Source organism: Streptomyces sp. NPDC001450 (assembly GCF_053597295.1).
This window is the reverse complement of record NZ_JBSFHY010000010.1, coordinates 20,303-42,716: the sequence shown is the minus strand read 5'-3', so window position 1 is coordinate 42,716 and position 22,414 is coordinate 20,303. Positions and strand designations below refer to the sequence as shown.

The 22,414-nt window shown below is 69.8% G+C and carries 23 protein-coding genes and 1 pseudogene; 16 read left to right on the top strand and 8 right to left on the bottom strand.

Annotated features, from left to right (window positions below):
* Positions 1–153 precede the first annotated feature (153 nt).
* Positions 154–1,362, top strand: a complete 1,209-nt coding sequence (locus ACWC5O_RS13230) for an MFS transporter (RefSeq protein WP_450580795.1) — start codon at positions 154–156, stop codon at positions 1,360–1,362.
* 69 nt (positions 1,363–1,431) lie between these two features.
* Here the strand turns inward: ACWC5O_RS13230 and ACWC5O_RS13225 are convergent, their stop codons facing one another.
* The 4 genes from ACWC5O_RS13225 to ACWC5O_RS13210 all read right to left on the bottom strand — a co-directional run bounded on the left by ACWC5O_RS13225 (position 1,432) and on the right by ACWC5O_RS13210 (position 4,094).
* Positions 1,432–1,908, bottom strand: coding sequence for a MarR family winged helix-turn-helix transcriptional regulator (locus ACWC5O_RS13225; RefSeq protein WP_094216056.1), 477 nt, complete (start codon positions 1,906–1,908; stop codon positions 1,432–1,434).
* 92 nt (positions 1,909–2,000) lie between these two features.
* Positions 2,001–2,807, bottom strand: coding sequence for an AIM24 family protein (locus tag ACWC5O_RS13220; protein ID WP_450580794.1), 807 nt, complete (start codon positions 2,805–2,807; stop codon positions 2,001–2,003).
* Positions 2,804–3,454, bottom strand: a complete 651-nt coding sequence (locus tag ACWC5O_RS13215; protein ID WP_450580793.1) for an AIM24 family protein — start codon at positions 3,452–3,454, stop codon at positions 2,804–2,806. The genes ACWC5O_RS13220 and ACWC5O_RS13215 overlap by 4 nt, the downstream gene beginning before the upstream one ends.
* A 1-nt stretch (position 3,455) precedes the next feature.
* Positions 3,456–4,094 carry an AIM24 family protein gene (locus ACWC5O_RS13210; protein ID WP_450580792.1) on the bottom strand — a complete coding sequence of 213 codons (639 nt, stop codon included), beginning with the start codon at positions 4,092–4,094 and terminating at the stop codon, positions 3,456–3,458.
* Between the two features lie 195 nt (positions 4,095–4,289).
* Between ACWC5O_RS13210 and ACWC5O_RS13205 the strand changes: the two genes are divergently transcribed.
* The 8 genes and pseudogenes from ACWC5O_RS13205 to ACWC5O_RS13170 all read left to right on the top strand — a co-directional run bounded on the left by ACWC5O_RS13205 (position 4,290) and on the right by ACWC5O_RS13170 (position 9,587).
* On the top strand, positions 4,290–4,640 hold the full coding sequence (locus tag ACWC5O_RS13205) for a DUF3817 domain-containing protein (RefSeq protein ID WP_450580791.1): 351 nt from the start codon (positions 4,290–4,292) through the stop codon (positions 4,638–4,640).
* On the top strand, positions 4,637–4,930 hold the full coding sequence (locus tag ACWC5O_RS13200; protein ID WP_450580790.1) for an MTH1187 family thiamine-binding protein: 294 nt from the start codon (positions 4,637–4,639) through the stop codon (positions 4,928–4,930). The genes ACWC5O_RS13205 and ACWC5O_RS13200 overlap by 4 nt, the downstream gene beginning before the upstream one ends.
* Positions 4,931–5,079: 149 nt before the next feature.
* Entirely contained in the window at positions 5,080–5,838 is a 759-nt protein-coding gene (locus ACWC5O_RS13195) for a hypothetical protein (protein ID WP_450580789.1), read from the top strand.
* Between the two features lie 59 nt (positions 5,839–5,897).
* Positions 5,898–6,044 (top strand): annotated as a pseudogene (locus ACWC5O_RS13190) (DUF4166 domain-containing protein); the annotation flags it as partial.
* 20 nt (positions 6,045–6,064) lie between these two features.
* Positions 6,065–6,715 (top strand): TetR/AcrR family transcriptional regulator, encoded by a 651-nt coding sequence (locus ACWC5O_RS13185; RefSeq protein WP_450580788.1) that lies wholly within the window; start codon positions 6,065–6,067, stop codon positions 6,713–6,715.
* Positions 6,716–6,863: 148 nt separating this feature from the next.
* A complete protein-coding gene (locus tag ACWC5O_RS13180) occupies positions 6,864–7,373 on the top strand; it encodes a MarR family winged helix-turn-helix transcriptional regulator (protein ID WP_450580787.1) in 510 nt (169 codons plus the stop codon).
* A gap of 43 nt (positions 7,374–7,416) precedes the next feature.
* Positions 7,417–7,755 carry a DUF3817 domain-containing protein gene (locus tag ACWC5O_RS13175; RefSeq protein WP_450580786.1) on the top strand — a complete coding sequence of 113 codons (339 nt, stop codon included), beginning with the start codon at positions 7,417–7,419 and terminating at the stop codon, positions 7,753–7,755.
* 131 nt (positions 7,756–7,886) lie between these two features.
* Positions 7,887–9,587 carry an acyl-CoA mutase large subunit family protein gene (locus ACWC5O_RS13170; RefSeq protein WP_450580785.1) on the top strand — a complete coding sequence of 567 codons (1,701 nt, stop codon included), beginning with the start codon at positions 7,887–7,889 and terminating at the stop codon, positions 9,585–9,587.
* A gap of 37 nt (positions 9,588–9,624) precedes the next feature.
* Here ACWC5O_RS13170 and ACWC5O_RS13165 read toward each other — a convergent pair whose 3' ends face one another.
* A complete protein-coding gene (locus ACWC5O_RS13165; RefSeq protein WP_450580784.1) occupies positions 9,625–10,242 on the bottom strand; it encodes a TetR/AcrR family transcriptional regulator in 618 nt (205 codons plus the stop codon).
* 210 nt (positions 10,243–10,452) lie between these two features.
* Here ACWC5O_RS13165 and ACWC5O_RS13160 point away from each other — a divergent pair, with 210 nt between their 5' ends.
* From ACWC5O_RS13160 to ACWC5O_RS13135, 6 genes are all read left to right on the top strand, one after another.
* Positions 10,453–11,424, top strand: a complete 972-nt coding sequence (locus tag ACWC5O_RS13160) for a tetratricopeptide repeat protein (protein ID WP_450580783.1) — start codon at positions 10,453–10,455, stop codon at positions 11,422–11,424.
* 623 nt (positions 11,425–12,047) lie between these two features.
* Positions 12,048–12,683, top strand: a complete 636-nt coding sequence (locus tag ACWC5O_RS13155) for a DUF6230 family protein (RefSeq protein ID WP_450580782.1) — start codon at positions 12,048–12,050, stop codon at positions 12,681–12,683.
* 130 nt (positions 12,684–12,813) lie between these two features.
* Complete coding sequence (locus tag ACWC5O_RS13150; RefSeq protein ID WP_450580781.1) at positions 12,814–13,368, top strand: DUF6114 domain-containing protein; 555 nt, start codon at positions 12,814–12,816, stop codon at positions 13,366–13,368.
* Positions 13,358–14,689 carry a hypothetical protein gene (locus ACWC5O_RS13145; RefSeq protein ID WP_450580780.1) on the top strand — a complete coding sequence of 444 codons (1,332 nt, stop codon included), beginning with the start codon at positions 13,358–13,360 and terminating at the stop codon, positions 14,687–14,689. Before ACWC5O_RS13150 ends, ACWC5O_RS13145 begins: the two co-directional genes overlap by 11 nt.
* 374 nt (positions 14,690–15,063) lie before the next feature.
* Positions 15,064–15,753 (top strand): ALF repeat-containing protein, encoded by a 690-nt coding sequence (locus ACWC5O_RS13140; protein ID WP_450580779.1) that lies wholly within the window; start codon positions 15,064–15,066, stop codon positions 15,751–15,753.
* On the top strand, positions 15,750–16,214 hold the full coding sequence (locus tag ACWC5O_RS13135) for a hypothetical protein (RefSeq protein ID WP_450580778.1): 465 nt from the start codon (positions 15,750–15,752) through the stop codon (positions 16,212–16,214). The genes ACWC5O_RS13140 and ACWC5O_RS13135 overlap by 4 nt, the downstream gene beginning before the upstream one ends.
* A 98-nt stretch (positions 16,215–16,312) precedes the next feature.
* Here ACWC5O_RS13135 and pyk read toward each other — a convergent pair whose 3' ends face one another.
* The 3 genes from pyk to pta all read right to left on the bottom strand — a co-directional run bounded on the left by pyk (position 16,313) and on the right by pta (position 21,171).
* Positions 16,313–17,740: a pyruvate kinase gene (gene pyk, locus ACWC5O_RS13130; protein ID WP_450580777.1), complete on the bottom strand. Its 1,428-nt coding sequence runs from the start codon at positions 17,738–17,740 to the stop codon at positions 16,313–16,315.
* Positions 17,741–17,872: 132 nt separating this feature from the next.
* A complete protein-coding gene (locus ACWC5O_RS13125; RefSeq protein ID WP_450581093.1) occupies positions 17,873–19,081 on the bottom strand; it encodes an acetate kinase in 1,209 nt (402 codons plus the stop codon).
* Positions 19,081–21,171 carry a phosphate acetyltransferase gene (gene pta / locus ACWC5O_RS13120; RefSeq protein ID WP_450580776.1) on the bottom strand — a complete coding sequence of 697 codons (2,091 nt, stop codon included), beginning with the start codon at positions 21,169–21,171 and terminating at the stop codon, positions 19,081–19,083. The genes ACWC5O_RS13125 and pta overlap by 1 nt, the downstream gene beginning before the upstream one ends.
* Positions 21,172–21,381: 210 nt before the next feature.
* On the opposite strand from pta, the gene ACWC5O_RS13115 reads away from it, so the two are divergent.
* Complete coding sequence (locus ACWC5O_RS13115) at positions 21,382–22,407, top strand: ATP-dependent 6-phosphofructokinase (protein WP_450580775.1); 1,026 nt, start codon at positions 21,382–21,384, stop codon at positions 22,405–22,407.
* The last annotated feature ends 7 nt before the right edge of the window (positions 22,408–22,414 follow it).

Below are 22,414 nucleotides of genomic sequence, written 5' to 3'. Positions count from 1 at the left end.
GCAATTCGCGGCCCGCGCTGCTAACTTGACCCGCATGTTCCTCTCCTTGGCGTAGAGCGCGCACCCGCGCTCGCGTACCGGCCGACGTATCACCGTCGGCCGGCGCGGTGCTCCGGTGTCCCCTCCTTCTGCCATCACGTGAGGAACCCACGCGTGTCCGCGCCCACCTCGTCGCGCCCTGCCCTGCCCGCGCGGCCCTCGTACGCCGCCGTCCTGCGTGTCCCGCACGCGCGCCGCACCTTCGGCGCCGCCCTCGTGGCACGCCTGTCCTACGGCACGGTCTCCCTGGCCGTCCTGCTCTCCGTCACCCGCGCCACCGGGTCCTACGCCGTCTCCGGTGCCGTGATGTGCCTGTTCGGCGGCGCGGCGGTCTTCCTGATGCCCCTGCGGGCGTCCCTGGTCGACCGGCACGGCCCGCGCCGCGCCCTGCTCCCGATGGCCACCCTCTACGGCACCTTCCTGTGCGCTCTGGCGGCCCTCACCTGGCGGCCCGGCGCACCGGCGCCCCTCATCGCCGCGGCCGCCGCCCTCGCGGGTGCCTGCGCGCCGCCACTGGGCCCCACCATGCGCGCCCTGTGGGCCGAACTGGTCACCGACCGAGGCCTGTTGCCGCGTGCCTACAGTCTCGACGGCGTCGCCGAGGAGCTGCTGTTCGTCTCCGGTCCGGCGCTGGTCGGCGTGCTGGTGGGATGCGCACCGCCGGCCTCCGGCATCCTGCTGAGTGCCCTGCTGAACACCGCCGGTACCTGCGCCTTCGTCACGTCCCCGGCGATGACCGGACCGCGTCCCGCACCCCGCGGGAAGGGCCCCGGCGGCGTCCGCGGCCTGCTGCCCCCGGTCGCCGTGGCCACCGGCGTCGGAGTGGCCCTCAGCGGCATCGAACTGCTGGTGCTGGCCTTCGCCGCCGCCCGGTCGTACGACACCGCCCTCGTGCCCTGGGTGCTGGGCGCGCTCTCGGCGGGCAGCGCGGTGGGCGGGCTGGTCAACGGGGCGGTGCGGTGGCGTACGCCCGCCCGGGTACGGCTGTGCCGCTTCGCCGCGGGTTTCGGCCTGACGATCGCCGCAGCGGGCCTCGCACCGAATCTGTGGACCCTCACGGCGGCCGTGGCCTGCGCCGGCGCGTTCGTCGCTCCGGCCCTGACGACGGCCTATCTCCTGGCCGACGAGACCGCGACGGAGGGCGCTCGCACCCGGGCCGGGGCATGGGTGAACACCGGAGTGAACGCGGGGAGCTCGGGGGGAGCGCTGGTGACAGGGGTGCTGATCGGCCGAATGCCGCTGGGCCTGTGCTTCCTGCTGGCCGGTGGCGTGGCTGTCATGGCGGCGGTCGTGGCGGTGCCCTGGCGGCGCCGGGCCGCATGACCCGGCCTGTCCGGGGCGGCAGCCCCCAGGGCTCGGGTCACCCCGATTCCCTGGAGGCTTCGGCCGACCTCAGGGGCGCCCCCGCTGCCCCCTCAGATGCTCAGCGATCGGCTTCAACCCCTTGTCCAGCTCTATCAACGCCTCCGGCGACAGCAGATCGATGAAGTGCTTCCGCACCGACGCCACGTGATGCGGCGCGACCTTCTTCATCGTCTCCATGCCGTGCTCCGTCAGCACGGCGTACAACCCCCGCCGGTCGGACTCACAGTTCTCGCGCCGCACCAGGTTCGCGTTCTCCATCCGCGTGATCTGGTGCGAGAGCCGGCTCTTGGACTGCAGCGTCGCGGAGGCCAGGTCGCTCATCCGCATCCGCACGTCGTCCGACTCGGACAGGTTCACGAGGATCTCATAGTCGTTCATAGTCAGGCCGAACGGCTGCAGATCCTTCTCGAGCTGGTACGTCAACAGCCTGTTGACCTCCAGGTGGGTGCGCCAGGCGCACTGCTCCGCATCGGTCAGCCAGCGCGTGGCCGTCTCGGTCTCCATGAATGAAGTCTACCTAAGAAGTTGAATGACGAACTACTTCGGGTGGTGTGACTGTGCGCACGCGTTCGACGTCACACTCCGCAGACTACCGCTCACAGCCCGAAGCGACGCTGGAGGTCCCCCAGCTGTCCGGGAAGGCGCGGTACGCCCGTCGATTGCGGACCGTGTCCGGACGGTGTCACTCCGCCACCGCCGGGCACCCCCGGTTCGGGCGGAACCGCCCCCGTGGTCTGCTCGGCCATAAGGGTCTCGCTCGACTGCAGCAGGACCGTCCCGGCTCCCGCGAACTCGAACTGATGCTCCTCGCCGGAGGCCCCGCCCAGGCCCGTCATCGCACGTAGACCGCCCATCAGGCCCGTCAGGTACCCGTGGTCGTAGTGATGACAGGGTGACGGGCAGTCGGCCCACCCGACCAGCGCCTGGGGGTCCACCCGGAGCGGAGGTTCCATGAACACCACCGGACCGTTAGATGCGGCCACGAACTTTCCGGTTCCGATAAGGGTCAGAAAACCCGGCACGATCGACTGTTTGAGCGCGAGACTTGGCTGAAAAGCGAGCAAGTTGCCAGCGCGAATGGTCAAGTTCCCGTCGTCCAGGTCGTACGAGTTGACGTCGAAGGCCCGGTCGGCCAGCAGCATCTTGCCCGAGCCCTGCGCCACGACCCAGTCGCTCGCGTGCAGTGGCGAATGAAACGACGTGCGGACAAGTCGGTCGAGTCGGCCGTGCCCGATGCCGTTGAACTCGATCGCCCCGTAGTAGGCGATCATCTTTCCCTTCTGCAGGAACCACTGCCCGCTCTTGAGCTCGACGCAGAAGGTGTACTTGTTCACGTTGTCGTCGACGGGCAGCGTCATCGGGTCGTACACCACCGGGCCGCCGGGGGGTCCGTACGCGCTCACAGCTTCTCCTCCGAGGCCTGGACGTACACCGTGCCGCTGCCGCTCAGCTCCAGCTGGAACGCCTCGCCGGAGCCGCGGCCCACCATGTCGCGCCAGCCGAGCGCGGTGGACAGCTTGTTGCGCACGTCGCCGTGGTGGGCGACGTAGGCCTGCGGGTCCACATGGACCGGGCGCTGGGGTGTGATCGGGATCTCGAAGACGCCGCCGTGTGCCATCACGGCCACCGACCCGTGTCCCTGGAGGGTGGTGGTGAACAGGCCCTGCCCGGTGACCTGGCCCCGGACCAGGCCCATGACCCCGCCCTGCGAGCCCATGAACATCGTGCCCTGCTGCAGCGTGCCCTCGAAGGCGAGCAGCCGGTCGGCCTCGACGTACAGGGTGTCGCCGGAGAGGTTGATGACGTGCACGTGGTGGCCGCCGTGCCCGAAGAAGACGGTGCCGCTGCCCTCGACGGTCATCAGCGGGGTCGCCTCGCCGGCCACCCGCCGCCCGAGCATCGACATCAGCCCGCCCTGGCCGCCCTGGAGGTTGGGCGTGAAGGACACGTCCCCCTTGTAGGCGAGCATCGCCCCGCGCTGACTGAACAGCCGATGGCCGGGCAGCACGGTCGCCTCGACCATCTTGGAGTTGATCTCCTGGAAGCTCATCTCACAGGTCCCCCGCGATCGTGTTCCGCTCGCTCGGCTGCACATAGACCAGCCCGTCGCCCTCGAAGCGGATCTGGAAGGCCTCGCCGCCGCCCTCCCCGAAGAGCGTGCGGAACGTCACACCGGACTGGAAGGACTGCCGTACGTTCCCCTGGTGGGCGATGTAGGCGCCCGGGTCGACGATCAGCGGGTACTGCGGGCTGACCCGGAGCACCACCGCCGGGCCGTCGGAGATGATCGCCGCCTGGCCGTGCCCCTCGACGGTCGTCGTGAACAGCCCGTTGCCCTGTGAGGCGCCGCGCAGCCCGGTGAACGTCGTGCCCGTCCTGAGCCCGGCGTCGGTCGCGAGCAGGTTGCTCGACTCGACGTAGAGCTTGTCCCCCTGGAGGCCGACCAGGCTGATCTCCGAGGCCCGGTCCGCGAACCAGCACGTCCCGTGGCCCCTCACCTCCATCACCGTCATCTGTTCGCCGGTGAGCCGCCGGGTCACCATCCCGCGCAGCCCCTCACCGCCACCGCTCAGCTTCTTGAAGGCCATCTGCCCGTCGTACGCGACCATCGAGCCGTTCTTCGCCTTCACGGCGTCCCCGGTCATGTCGACGGCGAGCACCTTGCTCCCTTGGAGTCGGAACGTCGCCACGCTGCGAAAGTAGCGGCGCCGCGGGTGGGCCGAACAGGGCCCGTGGGTGGAGAGCGACCCTGAGCGCACCCCTAGGGGCGCCGTTTGCCACAATGGGCGGACGCTTGTGCTTCCGTTCACAAAGCGGATCGCCAAGCCGATCAGCCGATCACCAAGCGAACGCGCCCTCAGCGACACTCCCACCGAAGGTGACCCGTGGACCTCAAGACAGCATCCGCCATCCGCCGCCTCCGTCTGATCTCCGTGCCGGAGGGCGTCTCCTGGATCATTCTCGCGACCTGCACGGTCATCAAGTACACGGTCGCCTCGGGCTTCGACGTCGCACCGGTGCTGGGCCCGATCCACGGCGTGCTGTTCGTCCTCTACGTGCTCTTCTGGGCGGACGCCTGGAACCGCGCCAAGTGGGCCAAGGGCAAGGCCGCCCTCTATTTCGCGTACTCGATCATCCCGGGCGGCGGCTTCATCATCGAGCGCGCGCTGCGCCGCGAGGCCGAGGACGCCGTCATCGCGGCCCGCGCCCGCAAGGAAGGGGTCGTGAACGTATGATCGTCGCCTTCTCCGTGACACCGCTGGGCGTCGGCGAGGACGTGGGGGAGTACGTCGCCGAGGCCGTCCGTGTCGTCCGCGAGTCGGGTCTGCCCAACCGCACCGACGCCATGTTCACCTCCGTCGAGGGGGCCTGGGACGAGGTCATGGACGTGATCAAGCGTGCCGTGGCCGCCGTCGAGGAGCGGGCCCCGCGCGTGTCGCTCGTCCTCAAGGCCGACATCCGGCCCGGCGTGAGCGACGGGCTCACCTCGAAGGTCGAGACCGTCGAGCGGCACCTGGCGTCGTAACGCCGGCCGGCTCGCGTGACAAAACCCCGGCCCTCAAGGGGCGGGGTTTTGTCAACCGCTTTCTTTGAGCGGTCGCTCAAAGAGGGGTACTTTCCCACGCAGACAGTTTGAGCAGTCGCTCAAACGCCACTCTGACGTGGGGGAACACCATGGGTCTCTACATAGAGACGCATATCCGCACCGACCTGGACGATCTCTGGGCGCGCACCCAGGACCCCGCTCAGCACCAGCGCTGGGACCTGCGGATCGCCGAGATCGACTACCTCCCGCGCACGGAGGGCGAACCGCGGCGCTTCCGGTACGCCGCGCGTGTGCTGCCGTTCCTCACGGTGTCCGGCACCGGAGTCGCCGCGGGCGAGAAGGAGCGCCCCGACGGCACCCGCACCTCCGCCCTGCGCTTCGCCTCCCCACACCCCCTGTCCCTGCCCGCCGAGGGCAGCGGCTACTGGCGCTACGTGCCCGACGCACAAGGCGTCCGCTTCCTCACCGGCTACGACTACCGCCCCCGCTGGGGCGCCTTCGGCGTGCTCGCCGACCGGCTGGTGTGCCGGCGGCTGATGGGCTGGGCAACCGCCTGGTCCTTCGACCGGCTGCGGCTGTGGCTGGAGCGGGGCATCACCCCCGAGCGGGCCCTGGTCAACTGGCTGACCGAGCTGGCCGTGCGCGCGCTGGTGCTCACGGTGTGCCTGACCGGTCTGGGGCTGGAGTCCGGCATCCGCTTCTTCGGCCCGTTCGCGGCCACCATGGCCTTCCTGTGCCCGCTGCTGCTGATGGTCGCGCTCTCGCTCGCCCTCCTGAAGGCGCCGCTCGCCTGCACCCCGGCCGCCCGCCGCTGCCTGCGCGCCCCGATCACCCAGGCACGCACCCCCCGCCTCCTGCGCACCCTGACCCTGGAGAAGCGCGGGTGATCCCGGCGCACCGCTCCTCGACGGGCCCGGCGAGCGGGGAGACCCGCACCTGCCGGGACATCCCCTACGTGATCGAGAATGTGCCGTACGCCGACACCTTCGGCCGTGAGACGGTGACCTTCGTGCGCACCTTCGACCTGCCCGGCCGCTCCCGCGGCTTCGACGCCCGGACAGTGCTCAGCCCCAAGGGCGACCGCAGCCTCGACGTGCGGGAGGAGACGCGCGCATGAGCCCGGAGACGGTGAAGGCCCAGGAGACGAAGACCCGACTCCTGGAGGGCGCGCTGCGCACGCTCACCGAGCAGGGCATCGCCAAGACGTCGGCCCGTACGGTGGCCTCGGCGGCCGGCGTCAACCAGGCGCTGGTCTTCTACCACTTCGGCTCGGTCGACGAGCTGCTCGCCGCCGCCTGCCGCTACGGCGCCGAGAAGTCCGTGGCGCGCCATCGCGCCCGGCTCGCCTCCGTGGCCTGCCTCTCCGAGCTGCTCGCCGTAGGCCGGGAGATACACGAGCAGGAACGGGCCTGCGGCCATGTCGCCCTCCTCGGCCAGCTCCTGGCGGGCGCCCAGACCCACGCCGCCCTCGGCCCGGCCACGGCCGCCGGCCTCGACCTGTGGATCGCCGAGATCGAGCAGGTGCTGCGCCGGGTGCTCGTCTCGACCCCGTTAGGCGGGTTCGCCGACCCGTCGGGCCTGGCCCGCGCCGTCGCCGCCTCCTTCGTCGGCATCGAGCTGTACGAGGGCGTGGACGAGACCGGCGCGCACGCGGCCCTGGAGGCACTCGAACAGCTGGGCGCGCTGGTCGCGGCCCTGGAGGAGCTGGGCCCGGTCGCCCAGCGCGCGGTCCGCCACCACCTGCGCCGCACCGGCCGCCGCTGACCGATGGAAGATTTCCGGCACTCTCCGTGAGAAAACATGACGTTTCGTCGCCGGATCGTCGCGACGGACATCGCCGGAGTGCCGGCCGGGAGACCGAAGACCGAGACAGGGCTGACCGGCATATGACCGGCCGGTAGGGTCTGATGACGTGCCGAAGCCTCTCAGCCTCCCCTTCGACCCCATCGCCCGTGCCGACGAGCTCTGGAAGCAGCGCTGGGGAAATGTGCCCTCGATGGCCGCGATCACCTCGATCATGCGGGCCCAGCAGATCCTGCTGGCCGAGGTCGACGCGGTGGTCAAGCCGTACGGACTGACCTTCGCGCGCTACGAGGCGCTGGTGCTGCTCACCTTCTCCAAGGCCGGCGAGCTGCCGATGTCCAAGATCGGCGAGCGGCTGATGGTGCACCCCACGTCCGTGACGAACACCGTGGACCGGCTGGTGAGGTCCGGCCTGGTGGCCAAGCGCCCCAACCCCAACGACGGCCGCGGCACGCTCGCCGTCATCACCGACAGGGGCCGAGAGGTGGTCGACGCGGCCACCCGGGACCTGATGGCGATGGACTTCGGCCTCGGGGTGTACGACGCCGAGGAGTGCGCGGAGATCTTCGCGATGCTGCGGCCGCTGCGGATCGCGGCACACGACTTCGAAGAGGAGTGACCCGGGGCAAGATCTCCCGGAACGGACGGTTACGCTCGACCGCATGAAGAAGAGCGTGCTGACCCGCTACCGCGTCCTGGCCTACGTCACCGGTGTGCTGCTGGTCCTGCTGTGCCTGAGCATGATCGCCAAGTACGGGATGGACGTCGACGGTGCCGCCGACTTCACCCGGGTCGTCGCCATCGCGCACGGCTGGCTGTACGTCGTCTACCTGGTCTTCGCCTTCGACCTGGGCTCCAAGGCGAAGTGGCCGGTCGGCAAGCAGCTGTGGGTGCTGCTGGCGGGGACGATCCCGACGGCCGCCTTCTTCGTCGAGCGGAAGATCAGCCGCGAGCTGGAGGTCAAGGCCGCCGAGCCGTCCCCGGCCGTCGCCAAGGCGTAGCTTCCACCGCGATCACATCGCGGTTCCGCTGCGGTTCCACCGCCGTACGACCCCGTACGGCGGGCAATCACATCAGCCGCTGGAGCGGCGGGCATCGACATTTACTAGGACGTCCAAGTAAATTCGATGCTATGGACGCTCACGCCATCGAGGAGGGCCGCCGACGCTGGCAGGCCCGATACGACGCCGCGCGCAAGCGCGACGCAGACTTCACCACGCTCTCCGGCGATCCCGTGGAGCCGGTGTACGGACCCCGGCCGGGGGACACGTACGAGGGATTCGATCGGATCGGCTGGCCCGGGGAGTACCCCTTCACGCGCGGGCTCCATCCGACCGGCTACCGCGGGCGCACCTGGACGATCCGCCAGTTCGCCGGCTTCGGCAACGCCGAGCAGACCAACGAGCGCTACAAGATGATCCTCGCCGCCGGTGGCGGGGGTCTGTCCGTGGCCTTCGACATGCCGACCCTGATGGGGCGCGACTCCGACGACCCGCGCTCGCTGGGCGAGGTCGGGCACTGCGGGGTGGCGATCGACTCGGCCGCCGACATGGAGGTCCTGTTCAAGGACATCCCGCTCGGTGACGTCACGACGTCGATGACGATCAGCGGGCCCGCCGTACCCGTCTTCTGCATGTACCTGGTCGCCGCCGAACGGCAGGGTGTGGATCCGGGGGTGCTCAACGGGACCCTCCAGACCGACATCTTCAAGGAGTACATCGCGCAGAAGGAGTGGCTCTTCCAGCCGGAGCCCCATCTGCGCCTCATCGGCGACCTCATGGAGTACTGCGCCGCCGGCATCCCCGCCTACAAGCCGCTGTCCGTCTCCGGCTACCACATCCGCGAGGCCGGGGCCACGGCCGCACAGGAGCTGGCGTACACGCTCGCCGACGGGTTCGGGTACGTGGAGCTGGGGCTCTCGCGCGGGCTCGACGTGGACGTGTTCGCACCGGGGCTCTCCTTCTTCTTCGACGCCCACGTCGACTTCTTCGAGGAGATCGCCAAGTTCCGTGCGGCCCGGCGCATCTGGGCCCGCTGGATGCGGGACGTGTACGGGGCGAAGAGCGAGAAGGCGCAGTGGCTGCGGTTCCACACGCAGACCGCTGGTGTGTCGCTGACCGCGCAGCAGCCGTACAACAACGTGGTGCGTACGGCCGTGGAGGCGCTGGCCGCCGTGCTCGGCGGGACCAACTCGCTGCACACCAACGCCCTGGACGAGACGCTCGCGCTGCCGAGCGAGCAGGCCGCGGAGATCGCGCTGCGCACCCAGCAGGTGCTGATGGAGGAGACCGGCGTCGCCAACGTGGCGGATCCGCTGGGTGGTTCGTGGTACGTCGAGCAGCTGACGGACCGGATCGAGGCGGACGCGGAGAAGATCTTCGAGCAGATCAGGGAGCGGGGGCTCAGGGCCCACCCGGACGGGCGGCACCCGATCGGGCCCATCACCTCCGGGATCCTGCGCGGGATCGAGGACGGCTGGTTCACCGGGGAGATCGCGGAGTCCGCGTTCCGGTACCAGCAGGCGCTGGAGAAGGGTGAGAAGAGGGTCGTGGGCGTCAACGTCCACACCGGGTCGGTGACCGGGGACCTGGAGATCCTGCGGGTCAGCCATGAGGTGGAGCGGGAGCAGGTCCGGGTGCTGGGCACCCGGAAGGCCGCGCGGGACGAGGCGGCGGTTCGGGGGGCGCTGGACGGGATGCTGGCCGCGGCTCGCTCCGGGGCGAACATGATCGAGCCGATGCTGGACGCGGTGCGGGCCGAGGCGACCCTCGGTGAGATCTGCGGGGTGCTGCGGGACGAGTGGGGGGTGTACACGGAGCCTGCGGGCTTCTAGTGCCGCTGCCCGGGGCGGGCCTCGGTCGCTCGGTGGATCACTGCTGAGACGCGAGGCCCGTCAGTAGTACTCGGGTGAAGCTTCGTACCCATTCCTCGTCCGCCGGCTTGCCGCTCACCAGGGTGCGGTGGACCACCGCGCCCGCGACCATGTCGAAGATGAGGTCACCCGTGCGGGCGGATTCCGCGGGGTCCGGCTCCGGGGGGAGTTCGCCGCGGCGCTGGGCGCGGGCGCGGCCCTCCAGGACCAGGCGCATCTGGCGGTCCACGATGGAGGCGCGGATGCGTTCGCGCAGGGCGTCGTCGCGGGTCGACTCCGCGACCACCGCCATCAGGCCGCTGCGGGCCTCCGGGCGGTCCAGGATCGCCGCGAACTGCAGGACCACGCCCTCGATGTCGGCGGCCAGGCTGCCGCGGTCGGGCAGTTCCAGTTCGTCGAAGAGTTCGGCGACCGCGTCGACCACCAGTTCGTGCTTGCCGGCCCAGCGGCGGTACAGCGTCGTCTTCGCAACCCCGGCCCGCGTCGCCACGTCTCCGAGGGTGAGCTTGGACCAGCCGAGTTCCACCAGCGCCGCACGGGTGGCAGCCAGGATCGCGGCGTCCGCGGCCGCGCTGCGCGGGCGTCCGGTACGGCTGGCGGGGGTGCGGCTCTGCATCCCACGACGATAACCGGCCGTTTCTGTGGGGCCGTGAGGGAGATCACCGGTGCGTGGTGTCGCGGGACCCCCGCATGCCATTACGCTACGACTCGTAGCGAAAGCTCGTGAGGGACGTACACGGGCGACGACCACCGGCGTGGGGTGGGGACCCCGGCGCCAACCACATCGCTTTTTCATTCATGCGCGGGAACGGGGGAGGATAGACGCATGCAGCCACGGAACATGTCCATGAGCGGCGTCGTCGACCTCGCCGCGGTGAAGGCGGCCCAGGAGGCCAAGACCAAGGCCGAGCAGGCGCGCGCCGAAGCCGCCCGGCAGGGCGGGGCGGGGGCCGTCTCCCCGGCCGATCTCGTCATCGATGTCGACGAAGCCGGCTTTGAGCGCGATGTCCTGCAGCGCTCCGCCGAAGTCCCGGTCGTCATCGACTTCTGGGCCGAGTGGTGTCAGCCCTGCAAGCAGCTGAGCCCGGTCCTGGAACGACTGGCCGTCGAGTACAACGGGCGCTTCCTGCTCGCCAAGATCGACGTCGACGCCAACCAGATGTTGATGCAGCAGTTCGGGGTTCAGGGGATCCCCGCCGTGTTCGCGGTCGTCGCCGGGCAGGCGCTGCCGCTCTTCCAGGGGGCCGCCGGGGAGCAGCAGATCCGGCAGACCCTGGACCAGCTGGTGCAGGTCGCCGAGCAGCGCTTCGGGCTGACCGGCCTGACCGTCGACCCGGACGCGCAGCCGGGCGCCGCCGCCGAGCGCGAGGTGCCGGCCGGCCCGTACGACGCCCTGCTGGAGGCCGCCGTACAGGCGCTGGACGCGGGCGACCTGGGTGGGGCCGTCCAGGCGTACAAGAACGTACTGACCGACGACCCGGCCAACACGGAGGCCGCTCTCGGTCTCGCGCAGGCGGAGTTGCTCCAGCGGGTGCAGGGTATGGACCCGCAGCAGGTGCGCAAGGAGGCCGCCGAGAAGCCGGGTGACGTGGACGCGCAGATCGCGGCCGCCGACCTCGACCTGGTGGGCGGTCATGTGGAGGACGCCTTCGGGCGGCTCATCGAGACCGTGCGGCGCACGGTGGGTGACGACCGGGACGCGGTGCGGCGTCGGCTGCTGGAGCTGTTCGAGGTCGTGGGTCCCGAGGATCCGCGGGTGATCGGGGCCCGCCGGGCCCTGGCCCGCGCCCTGTTCTGACCAGTTACTAAACGCCACGGCTTGTGATGCCGGGGTGAAAAATTTGCCGACGAGGCGTCAGGGCGGCCGCGCTTTACCAAATCTTGGTAATCGCGGCCGCTGTTACTCGCAGTAAATCAGGGCCCTTGAACTGTCTGGTTTCGTCCTGAAATAAAGGACTTTGCTCTCCCCCTGGATGCCACCGAGGGTTGCAGTTCGAGACCAGCGGGTCGTTGTTCGGTTATCCGGCCGTTACTAGCGAGTAACGAACCCCCTTGTGCCCGGCGCGAGAATGCACCACGATCGGCGACGCTCGGTCCAATCCCGTACCCCGGCAGCCGGTTGGGTCACGGGAGACTCTGGGTCCCCACCGAGCAGAGTCGGCGGCAGTGGCGCCGGCTCTGGGGCAGGGGGGTCTTCGCCGGAACGGCGGAGCCTGTCCAGCGGTTGTGCGTGATGTGTGTCAGGCGCGACCAGTGGTTGTCGCTCGGGGGTGATCGCCGGTGATTCGGGCGCGGTTCGCGCCTGAAGGGTACGGGCGCTCTCCTTCCCGAGGACGTAGCACTTCTCCCATCCCTGCCTGGCTGAGCCGCCGACTGGGGGCGAGTCCGGGCCAGGAGATGTACGTCCGAGAAGGAGGAAATATGGAGTCCCAGGTGCGTGGCGGGACCAGATGGAAGCGGTTCGCTGTGGTCATGGTGCCCAGCGTCGCCGCAACGGCGTGTGTCGGTGTGGCCCTCGCGCAGGGCGCGCTCGCCGCGTCGTTCAGTGTGTCGGGCCAGGAGTTCAAGGTCACCGCCTCGAAGCTCGAGGGTAAGGACTTCGTCCAGTACGGGGCCATCGACACCGGCTACAGCATGTCGGGCAAGAAGGACGCCGCCCACGCGGTCGCCGTGTCCGGCTTCAGCTCCGCGGACATCACGAACATGTGTCAGTCCGTGGTCACGCCGGACCTGCCGCTGGTGGGCACGGTCACCCTGAAGCTGACCGCCGGCAGTGAAACGCCGGTGCACGCGGAGAACCTCTACATCGACGTCAACGACCTCGATGCGAACGCCACCTTCAGCCACATCGACATCGGTGTTGCGGCGGGGGAGACCAGCAAGGGCATACACCCGGGTGACAAGGCGAACCCGGCCGGTTTCGCCCAGCAGGCCGATTCGGCGGTGCTGACCGACGTGAGCCAGCACGCGTGGGCCACCACGGCGGCGACCTTCAAGCTCAGCGGGCTGCACATGGCGCTGTCGAAGGGCGCCGACGAGTGCCAGATCGTGCACTGAGCACGGGGTGACGGGCGGGGGGCCGACGGACTCCCCGCCCGTTCCGCCTTCACCCGCTTCTTCACGCACCACCCACATCTCCGTCGCAAGTACCACCTCCACCACAGCAAGCCGCACCAGGGAGCTTTCCATGAGCGCCGAGACTCCTGCCGCACCCGGCCAGTTCACTCGCCGGAGGTTGCAGTTCCGCGTCTGGCGGGGCACCCGGCCGTTCTGGGCTGGCCTGTTCGTCATGCTCGGCGGCTTTCCGATCATTTACTTCCCGTACTACCACCTCAAGCTCGGTCATCTGACGCTTGCGATGTCCACCACCGCGGGAGCCGGGTCCCTGATCATCGGCGTGTTGCTCATCGTCCTGGGCTTCACACTCTGGTTCCAGAAGCACGTACGGACGTTCGCCGGCGTGGCCGCGATCCTGCTGGCGCTGGTGTCCCTCCCCGTGTCCAACTTCGGCGGCTTCATCGTGGGCTTCCTCTTCGCCCTCGTCGGCGGCGCGCTGGCCGTCGCCTGGGTGCCGGGCGTGCCGCCCGAGCCGGAGCCGCCGGCGGCGGACGCCCCGGTGGAGGGGGGTGCTCCCGACGCCGTATCGCTGCCGCACCAGGCCGTGGACGAGGTGAGCGAGTCGAAGGACCTGTCAGGAACGAGCCCGGTCAACGGGGCGAACGGGAGGCACAGTGCCGGCTGACGAGGTGACCCACGGGGCCGATGTGGACGCGTCCCGTGCGAGAACCGGGCCCCGCCACGCGGCCCCCAGGAAGCCGCTGTTCGTCAGGTTCCACATGCCGGCCGGCAAGGCGATAGCCTCCGTGGCGATGCCGACGGCGGTGCTGATGGGCCTGGGCTTCACGTCGTCGCTCGCCCTCGCGGACAGCGCCGGCACGTCCAACAGCCAGAAGGCCGCGGACTACAAGGACTGCGTCGCGGCGCTGGACGGCTCCAAGGACGCCTCGGCCTCGCCGTCGCCGTCCGCGAGCGAGTCCACCGCCACGGCCACGCCGACCCCCACGGCGTCCGCCGAGACCCAGGGCAGCAAGACGACGGGCAAGACCTCGTCGTCGGATTCGGGCTCCGGCGACCAGGCAACGCCCACGCCCACGCCGACGGCCACCTCCGGCTCGGGTTCGGACTCCGGCTCCTCGGGATCCGGTGGCGGCAGCACGGCCACGCCGACCCCGTCGGCGTCCCAGAGCAGCGGTGGCACCATCCTGGACACCATCGGCGACACGATCGGTGACATCGGTGACGTCCTCACCGGCGGCAAGACGGACTCCGGTACTTCCGCGAGCCCGACGCCGTCCGCGTCCGGGTCGTCGTCGCCGGCCACGTCGTCCTCGTCCGGCTCCTCGGACAAGGGCAGCGCCGCAGACACCGTCAAGGACACCGCGACCAAGGCCGCCAAGACGGTCACGGACACGGTGAAGAACACCACCGACACGGTCTCCAAGACCGCAGAGGGCACCACCCAGGCGGTCAAGGACGCGGCCGAGTCGGCCACGCCCAGCCCCTCCGCGAGCTCCTCGACGTCGACGGCCGACTGCCCCGCGGCCACCGACGCCGTCAGCGGCGTCGACAACAAGGTGGTGGTGGCGGACGATCCGTGGTACCTGAACGCCAGCTCGCTGCTGCTGAAGGGCGCCGACTACCAGGGCATCGTCGAGGTGAAGACGGCGGGCGGCACCACGAAGAAGGTGCTGAAGTACGTCATCTCCGGCGGGACCGACATCGGTGACCTGCACCAGACGGTCAACGACAAGCAGTCCGGCAAGGTCTACCACGTGCAGGCCGCCAAGGGTTCGACGTCCACCATCCGCAACGGCGACACCGTGATGTACACCCAGAGCATCTCGGGCAACCTGTTCGGCCTGATCCCGGTGACGTTCAGCCCCGACAGCCCGCCCCCGCTGAACATCCCGCTGATCTACTTCACCAACGTGAAGGTGACGCAGGCGGCCCAGTTCGGTGGCGACCTCCACGTGCCCGGCATGCACCTGTACACCACCGACTGAGCACCCCCGCAAACCCGTTCGGGAGCCGCAACACCGTGGCCCGGTCCTCCATCGTGGAAGGCCGGGCCACGATCTTCGGAGGCTCTTTACAGCTTTCGCGTGCGGCTTTGGCTCGAACTCAAGGGCGATTAAGGGTCTCGTAAAGATACGTCCACTGTCATGATGATCTCGTCCCATGGGGAGGGGCGCGGGGGGCGCGTGTTGACCGCACGCGGCACGGACGGGGACCTTTTCATTTCCTGGCTTTCTCGCCGACGCTTCGGCCTGCCTTCCTTCTGTGCGGACGAGACCGACCGTCCGGACTGACCATCCAGGTAGGCATCGACGTGCGAACGACACGAAGAAGACCACACAGACGAAGCCAAGTACGGGGCATGAAACGGGGGTTGGCGGCCGTCGCGCTCGTGACGGCGTCGGCCGTGCTCGGTGGACTCGTCTCAGCGGCCCCCGCGGCCGCCGACGAACCGGGGGACAATCCGGCCAACCCGTACGAACGCACCCTGCGCATCAGCCTCGGCGCTCAGCCCCGCAAGGATCGCTGCCAGGCAGGGCAGGCCGTGCATTTCGGCGGCCCCGAACTGAAGTCGGCCGCGGCGGCGAAGCTCACCGGTACGGACACCGCCCTGCGCGCGTTCGTGACTCCGGACGCCTCGCTCGGCGAGTGGGCGCAGGCCGCCCTCAAGGACAGGGACGCGGGCATCGCGGCTCTGAACGCCTTCCGGGACCGCCAGACGAAGCTGGACGACAGCAACAAGCCGTACCGTGCGGTGAACGACTCGCAGGGCCGCGACTTCTGGGCGCCCGAGTTCGGCCGGGACATCGTCGCCTTCACCCTCGGCACTCAGCAGCAGCTGTACAGCAGGGCTGCCGGGAATCCGACCCCTCACCCCGGCCAGGCATCCCTGGATCAGGCCAAGAAGGTGTTCGACGCCTTCGACACCGGCGACGACGCCTGGGCGAAGGCGTACAAGCCCGTCGCCGGCAACGAACTGTTCGACACCAGTGCCCTGGGCTGCTCCTCGGCCAACAAAGAACATCTGGTGAGGGAAAGGGAGGACAGATGATCGACTTCTCTTTCGAGCCGCGCGCTGACGACGAATCCTGGTCACCGCACTGGCGGCCGCAGGCCCCGGACCTGACGGCCTCGGACTTCTGCCTGAGGTATTTCAAGGCCGACCTGCGGCTCGTCGTCCACGGCGTGGACCTCGGCGTGCGGCTGTTGGGAGAGCCCGTGGTCGACATCGCCCTGCTGCTGGACCACGCGGTGCGAGAGCTGGAGACCCGTGGTGACGTCGCGGTCGAGGCCTCCCTCACCCAGCACGTCTACTCCTTCCGCCGCGAGGCGACGACCGTCAGCCTCACGACGGAGTGGCCGCCGGCCACGGCCGAGCTGACCTGGGAGGAGCTGCGTGGGCTCGCCGAGCGGGCGAAGGCCGAGGCCGTACGGCTGATCACCACCGCCCATCCGGAACTGGGCGGCAACGCGTGGCTTCGGGAGACGGTGGGAGCGCCGCCGACCGGGTGAGGCCACCGCCGCGGGGCCGACCGGCCCCGCCGCGGACCGAGGGCGCCCCCTGCCACAGGGGGCGCCCTCACTGTCGTACAAGGCCCTTGCGGGGAGCGTTACTTGCTCTCGCCGCCCACGTGGTGCACCCGGACCATGTTGGTGGTGCCGGGGACGCCGGGGGGCGAGCCGGCGGTGATGATGACCGTGTCGCCGGGGTTGAAACGGCCCAGCTTGGCCAGCTCCTGGTCGACCATGTCCACCATCTCGTCGGTGCTGTTGACGAAGGGGACGACGTGGGGCTCCACGCCCCAGCTGAGGGCCAGCTGGTTGCGGGTGCCCTCGTCGGTGGTGAAGGCGAGGATCGGCTGGGCCGCGCGGTAGCGGGACAGGCGGCGGGCGGTGTCGCCGGACTGGGTGAAGGCGATCAGCCCCTTGCCGCCGAGGAAGTCGGCGATCTCGCAGGCCGCACGGGCGACCGAACCGCCCTGGGTGCGCGGCTTCTTGCCGGGGACCAGGGGCTGCAGGCCCTTGGAGAGCAGCTCCTGCTCGGCCGCGGTGACGATCTTCGACATCGTCTTGACCGTCTCGACCGGGTAGGCGCCCACCGAGGACTCCGCCGACAGCATGACCGCGTCGGCACCGTCCAGGATCGCGTTGGCCACGTCGGAGGCCTCGGCGCGGGTCGGCCGGGAGTTGGTGATCATCGACTCCATCATCTGGGTCGCCACGATCACCGGCTTGGCGTTGCGCCGGCACATCTCCACCAGGCGCTTCTGCACCATCGGGACCTTCTCCAGCGGGTACTCGACGGCCAGGTCACCGCGGGCGACCATCACGCCGTCGAACGCCAGGACGACGTCCTCCATGTTGTCGACCGCCTGCGGCTTCTCCACCTTGGCGATCACCGGGACCCGGCGGCCCTCCTCGTCCATCACGCGGTGGACGTCGTTGACGTCCTTGGCGTCGCGGACGAAGGACAGGGCGACCATGTCGCAGCCCATGCGGAGGGCGAAGCGCAGGTCCTCGATGTCCTTCTCGGACAGCGCCGGGACGTTGACCGCCGCACCGGGCAGGTTGATGCCCTTGTGGTCGGAGACGACACCGCCCTCGATGACGATCGTCCGCACCCGCGGACCCTCGACGTCCAGGACCTTCAGCTCGACGTTGCCGTCGTTGATGAGGACCTGGTCGCCGCGCGAGACGTCGCCCGGCAGCCCCTTGTACGTCGTACCGCAGATGTGCTTGTCGCCCGGTACGTCCTCGGTCGTGATGACGAACTCGTCACCGCGCTCCAGCTCGACCGGACCCTCGGCGAAGGTCTCCAGGCGGATCTTCGGGCCCTGCAGGTCGGCGAGGACACCGATGGCCCGGCCGGTCTCCTTCGAGGCCGCACGGACGCGGTCGTACCGCGCCTGGTGCTCGGCGTGGGTGCCGTGGCTGAAGTTGAAGCGGGCCACATTCATACCCGCCTCGATCATGGCGACGAGCATCTCGTGGGAGTCGACCGCGGGGCCGAGAGTACAGACGATTTTCGAACGGCGCATGGGGCGATCCTATCGGTTTGTTTCGCTGCGGAATATTCCGTCTGGCGGAAGATACAAATGGGCGGACATGCGCTCAGGCGTGTTACTGCCGTGTATTACTCAGCTCCACTGCTCAGCTGTACTGCCTATTGCTCAATTGCTCTTTTCGACCAGTGCGTAGGTCTGCGTGGCGATCTCCAGTTCCTCGTCGGTCGGCACCACGGCGACCGCGACCCGCCCGGACTCGGGCGAGATCAGCCGCGGCTCGTCGCCGCGTACGGCGTTCAGCTCGCCGTCGACCGCCAGGCCCAGCCCCTCCAGGCCCGCGAGCGCAGCCTCCCGCACCGGCGCCGCGTTCTCGCCGACCCCGGCCGTGAACGCGACCGCGTCCACCCGGCCGAGCACCGCGTAATAGGCGCCGATGTACTTCTTGAGCCGGTGAATGTAAATGTCGAAGGCGAGCGCGGCCGCTTCGTCGCCCTCGTCGATCCGGCGGCGGATCTCCCGCATGTCATTGTCCCCGCACAGGCCGAACAGACCGCTCCTCTTGTTGAGAAGAGTGTCGATCTCGTCCATGGACATTCCGCCAACACGCGCCAAATGGAAGATGACGGCGGGATCCAGGTCGCCCGAGCGCGTACCCATCACGAGGCCCTCCAACGGCGTCAGCCCCATGGAGGTGTCCACGCACCGGCCCTTCTCCACCGCCGACGCCGAGGCGCCGTTGCCGAGATGCAGCACGATCAGGTTCACCTCCGACGGGTCCTTGCCCAGCAGCCGCGCGGTCTCCCGGGAGACGTACGCGTGCGAGGTGCCGTGGAAGCCGTAACGGCGGATGCGGTGCCGGTCCGCGATCTTCGGGTCGATCGCGTAGCGGGCCGCGGACTCCGGCATGGTGGTGTGGAACGCCGTGTCGAAGACGGCGACCTGCGGCAGGTCGGGGCGCAGCGCCCGCGCGGTGCGGATGCCGGTGAGGTTGGCCGGGTTGTGCAGCGGCGCGACGGGGATCAGCCGCTCGATCTCGGCGAGCACCTCGTCGTCGATGACGGTGGGCTCGGTGAAGAACATGCCGCCGTGCACCACCCGGTGCCCGATCGCGGCCAGCTCCGGCGAGTCCAGGCCCAGGCCGTCCCGGCCCAGCTCCTCGGCGACCGCCTTGAGGGCCGCGTCGTGGTCGGCGATCGGGCCGCTGTGCTCACGGGTCTCGCCCGTGGTGCGGCAGGTGTGCTTGAGCCGGGAGGTCTGCTCGCCGATCCGCTCGACCAGACCCACCGCCAGCCGGCTGCTGTCGCGCATGTCGAGCAGCTGGTACTTCACCGACGAGGAGCCGGAGTTGAGGACGAGGACTCGGGTCGGGGTGATCACTGCTCGGACGCCTTCTCGCTCGGGTTCTGGGCCTGGATCGCCGTGATGGCGACGGTGTTGACGATGTCCTGGACGAGCGCGCCGCGGGACAGGTCGTTGACCGGCTTGCGCAGGCCCTGCAGGACCGGCCCGACGGCGATCGCGCCGGCCGAGCGCTGCACGGCCTTGTAGGTGTTGTTGCCGGTGTTGAGGTCGGGGAAGATCAGCACGCTGGCCTGCCCGGCGACCTCGGACTCGGGCAGCTTGGTTGCGGCGACGGACGGCTCCACGGCCGCGTCGTACTGGATCGGCCCCTCGATCTTCAGGTCGGCCCGCCGCGAGCGCACCAGCTCGGTCGCCTCGCGCACCTTGTCGACGTCGGCGCCCGAGCCCGACGTACCGGTCGAGTACGAAAGCATCGCGATCCGCGGCTCCACGCCGAACTGCGCCGCCGTGGCCGCCGACTGGATGGCGATGTCCGCCAGCTGCTCGGCGTTCGGGTCGGGGTTGACCGCGCAGTCGCCGTAGACCAGCACCTTGTCGGCCAGGCACATGAAGAAGACGGACGACACGATCGAGGAGTCCGGCCGGGTCTTGATGATCTCGAAGGCGGGCCGGATGGTGGCCGCCGTGGAGTGCACCGAGCCCGACACCATGCCGTCGGCCAGCCCCTCCTGGACCATCAGGGTGCCGAAGTAGTTCGCGTCGGAGACGACGTCGTAGGCCAGCTCCACCGTCACGCCCCTGTGGGCGCGCAACCGGGCGTACTGCTCGGCGAAGCCGTCGCGCAGCTCGCTGGTGGCCGGGTCGATCAGCTGGGTGTCGCCGAGGTCGATGCCCAGGTCGGCGGCCTTCTTGCGGATCTTGTCGACCGGGCCGAGCAGGGTCAGGTCGCACACGCCTCGGCGCAGCAGAACCTCGGCCGCGTGCAGCACCCGCTCCTCGGTGCCCTCCGGCAGAACGACCCTTCGCTTGTCGGAGCGGGCCTGTTCGAGCAGCTTGTGCTCGAACATCATCGGGGTGACCCGGTCGCTGCTGGGCGCCGAGACCCGGCGGGCCAGCTCGGCGGTGTCGGCGTACCGCTCGAACAGGCCGAGCGCGGTCTCCGCCTTGCGCGGGGTGGCCGCGGTCATCTTCCCCTCCATGGCGAAGAGGTGCTCGGCGGTGGGGAAACTGGTGCCGGAGACCGAGATCACCGGGGTGCCCGGGGCGAGCCGGGCGGCCAGCGTGAGGATCTCCTCGCTCGGCACCTCGTTCAGGGTGAGCACCACGCCGGCTATCGGCGGGGTGCCGGCGCTGTGCGCGGCCAGCGCGCCCACGACCAGGTCGGCGCGGTCGCCCGGGGTCACGACCAGGCAGCCCGGGGTCAGGGCGCTCAGGAAGTTCGGCAGCATCGCACCGCCGAAGACGAAGCCCAGCGCGTCCCGGGCGAGCCCGGAGTCGTCGCCGAGCAGCACCTTGGCGCCGAGGGTCTGGGCGATCTGCGCGACGGTCGGCGCGGCCAGCGCGGGCTCGTCGGGCACCACGTAGCAGGGCACCGGCAGACGGTCCGCGAGCCGCTCGGCGATCGCGTCGCGGTCCTCACGGGCCACCCGGTTGGTGACCATGGCGAGGACGTCGCAGCCCAGCCCGTCGTACGCGCGGTAGGCGTTGACGGTCTCGGCGAGCACGGCCTCGGCCGTCTGCTTGCGGCCACCCACCACCGGGATCACGGAGGCGCCGAACTCGTTGGCGAGTCGGGCGTTCAAGGACAGCTCGTCCGGCAGCTGGGTGTCGGCGAAGTCGGTGCCGAGGACGAGGACCACGTCGTAGTCCCGGGCCACCAGGTGGAAGCGGTCGACCAGCGCGGAGACCAGCTCGTCCGTGCCCTGCTCGGCCTGGAGCGCGGACGCTTCGAGGTAGTCCATGCCGTAGACGGTCGCCGGGTCCTGGGAGAGGCGGTACCGCGACCGCAGCAGCTCGAACATCCGATCGGGTCGGTCGTGCACGAGCGGGCGGAACACACCCACCCGGTCGACCTGCCGGGTCAGCAGCTCCATGACCCCCAGTTCCACGACCTGGCGGCCGTCGCCGCGGTCGATCCCGGTGACGTACACGCTGCGCGTCACGTGTGCACTCCGTTTCCTGTGGCTGGTCGGTGTGTCTCGGCGGTGCTGTCTCGTCTACGGCATAAAAATCGCCCACCAAGGTGAGCAGAACCCTCTTGACAATACCCCCCGTGCCGGATAAGGCGCCCGCCAGGACTTCACCGCTCCGGCGGACGTGAAAGAATCGGCACTGGCTCACCGGCACCGAAAGCGAGCAGGAGACACAGCACGATGCGCATCGGAGTTCTCACCGCAGGCGGCGACTGCCCCGGCCTGAACGCCGTGATCCGTTCGGTCGTGCACCGGGCGGTGGCGCAGTACGGCGACGAGGTCATCGGCTTCGAGGACGGCTACCGGGGTCTGCTCGACCGCCACTACCGGTCCCTCGACCTGGACGCGGTCAGCGGCATCCTGGCCCGCGGCGGCACCATCCTCGGCTCCTCCCGCCTGGAGCGCGACCGGCTGCGCGAGGCCTGCGAGCGCGCCACCGACATGGTCGAGGAGTTCGGCATCGACGCGCTGATCCCGATCGGCGGCGAGGGCACGCTGACCGCGGCCCGCATGCTCTCCGACGCGGGCCTGCCGGTGGTCGGCGTCCCCAAGACCATCGACAACGACATCTCCTCCACGGACCGCACCTTCGGCTTCGACACCGCCGTCGGCGTCGCCACCGAGGCCATGGACCGCCTGAAGACCACGGCCGAGTCCCACCAGCGCGTGATGGTCGTCGAGGTCATGGGCCGGCACGCCGGCTGGATCGCCCTGGAGTCCGGCATGGCCGCCGGCGCCCACGGCATCTGCCTGCCCGAGCGCCCCTTCGACCCCGCCGACCTGGTCAAGATGGTCGAGGAGCGCTTCTCCCGCGGCAAGAAGTTCGCCGTCATCTGCGTCGCCGAGGGCGCCCACCCCGCCGACGGCACCATGGACTACGGCAAGGGCGAGATCGACCAGTACGGCCACGAGCGCTTCCAGGGCATCGGCACCGCGCTCGCCTTCGAGCTGGAGCGGCGCCTCGGCAAGGAGTCCAAGCCGGTCATCCTCGGCCACATCCAGCGCGGCGGCGTCCCGACCGCGTACGACCGCGTCCTCGCCACCCGCTTCGGCTGGCACGCCGTCGAGGCCGCACACCGCGGCGACTTCGGCAGGATGACCGCACTGCGCGGCAACGACATCATGATGGTGCCGCTCGCGGAGGCGGTCACCGAGCTGAAGACGGTCCCGAAGGACCGCATGGACGAGGCCGAGTCGGTCTTCTAGCCGTACC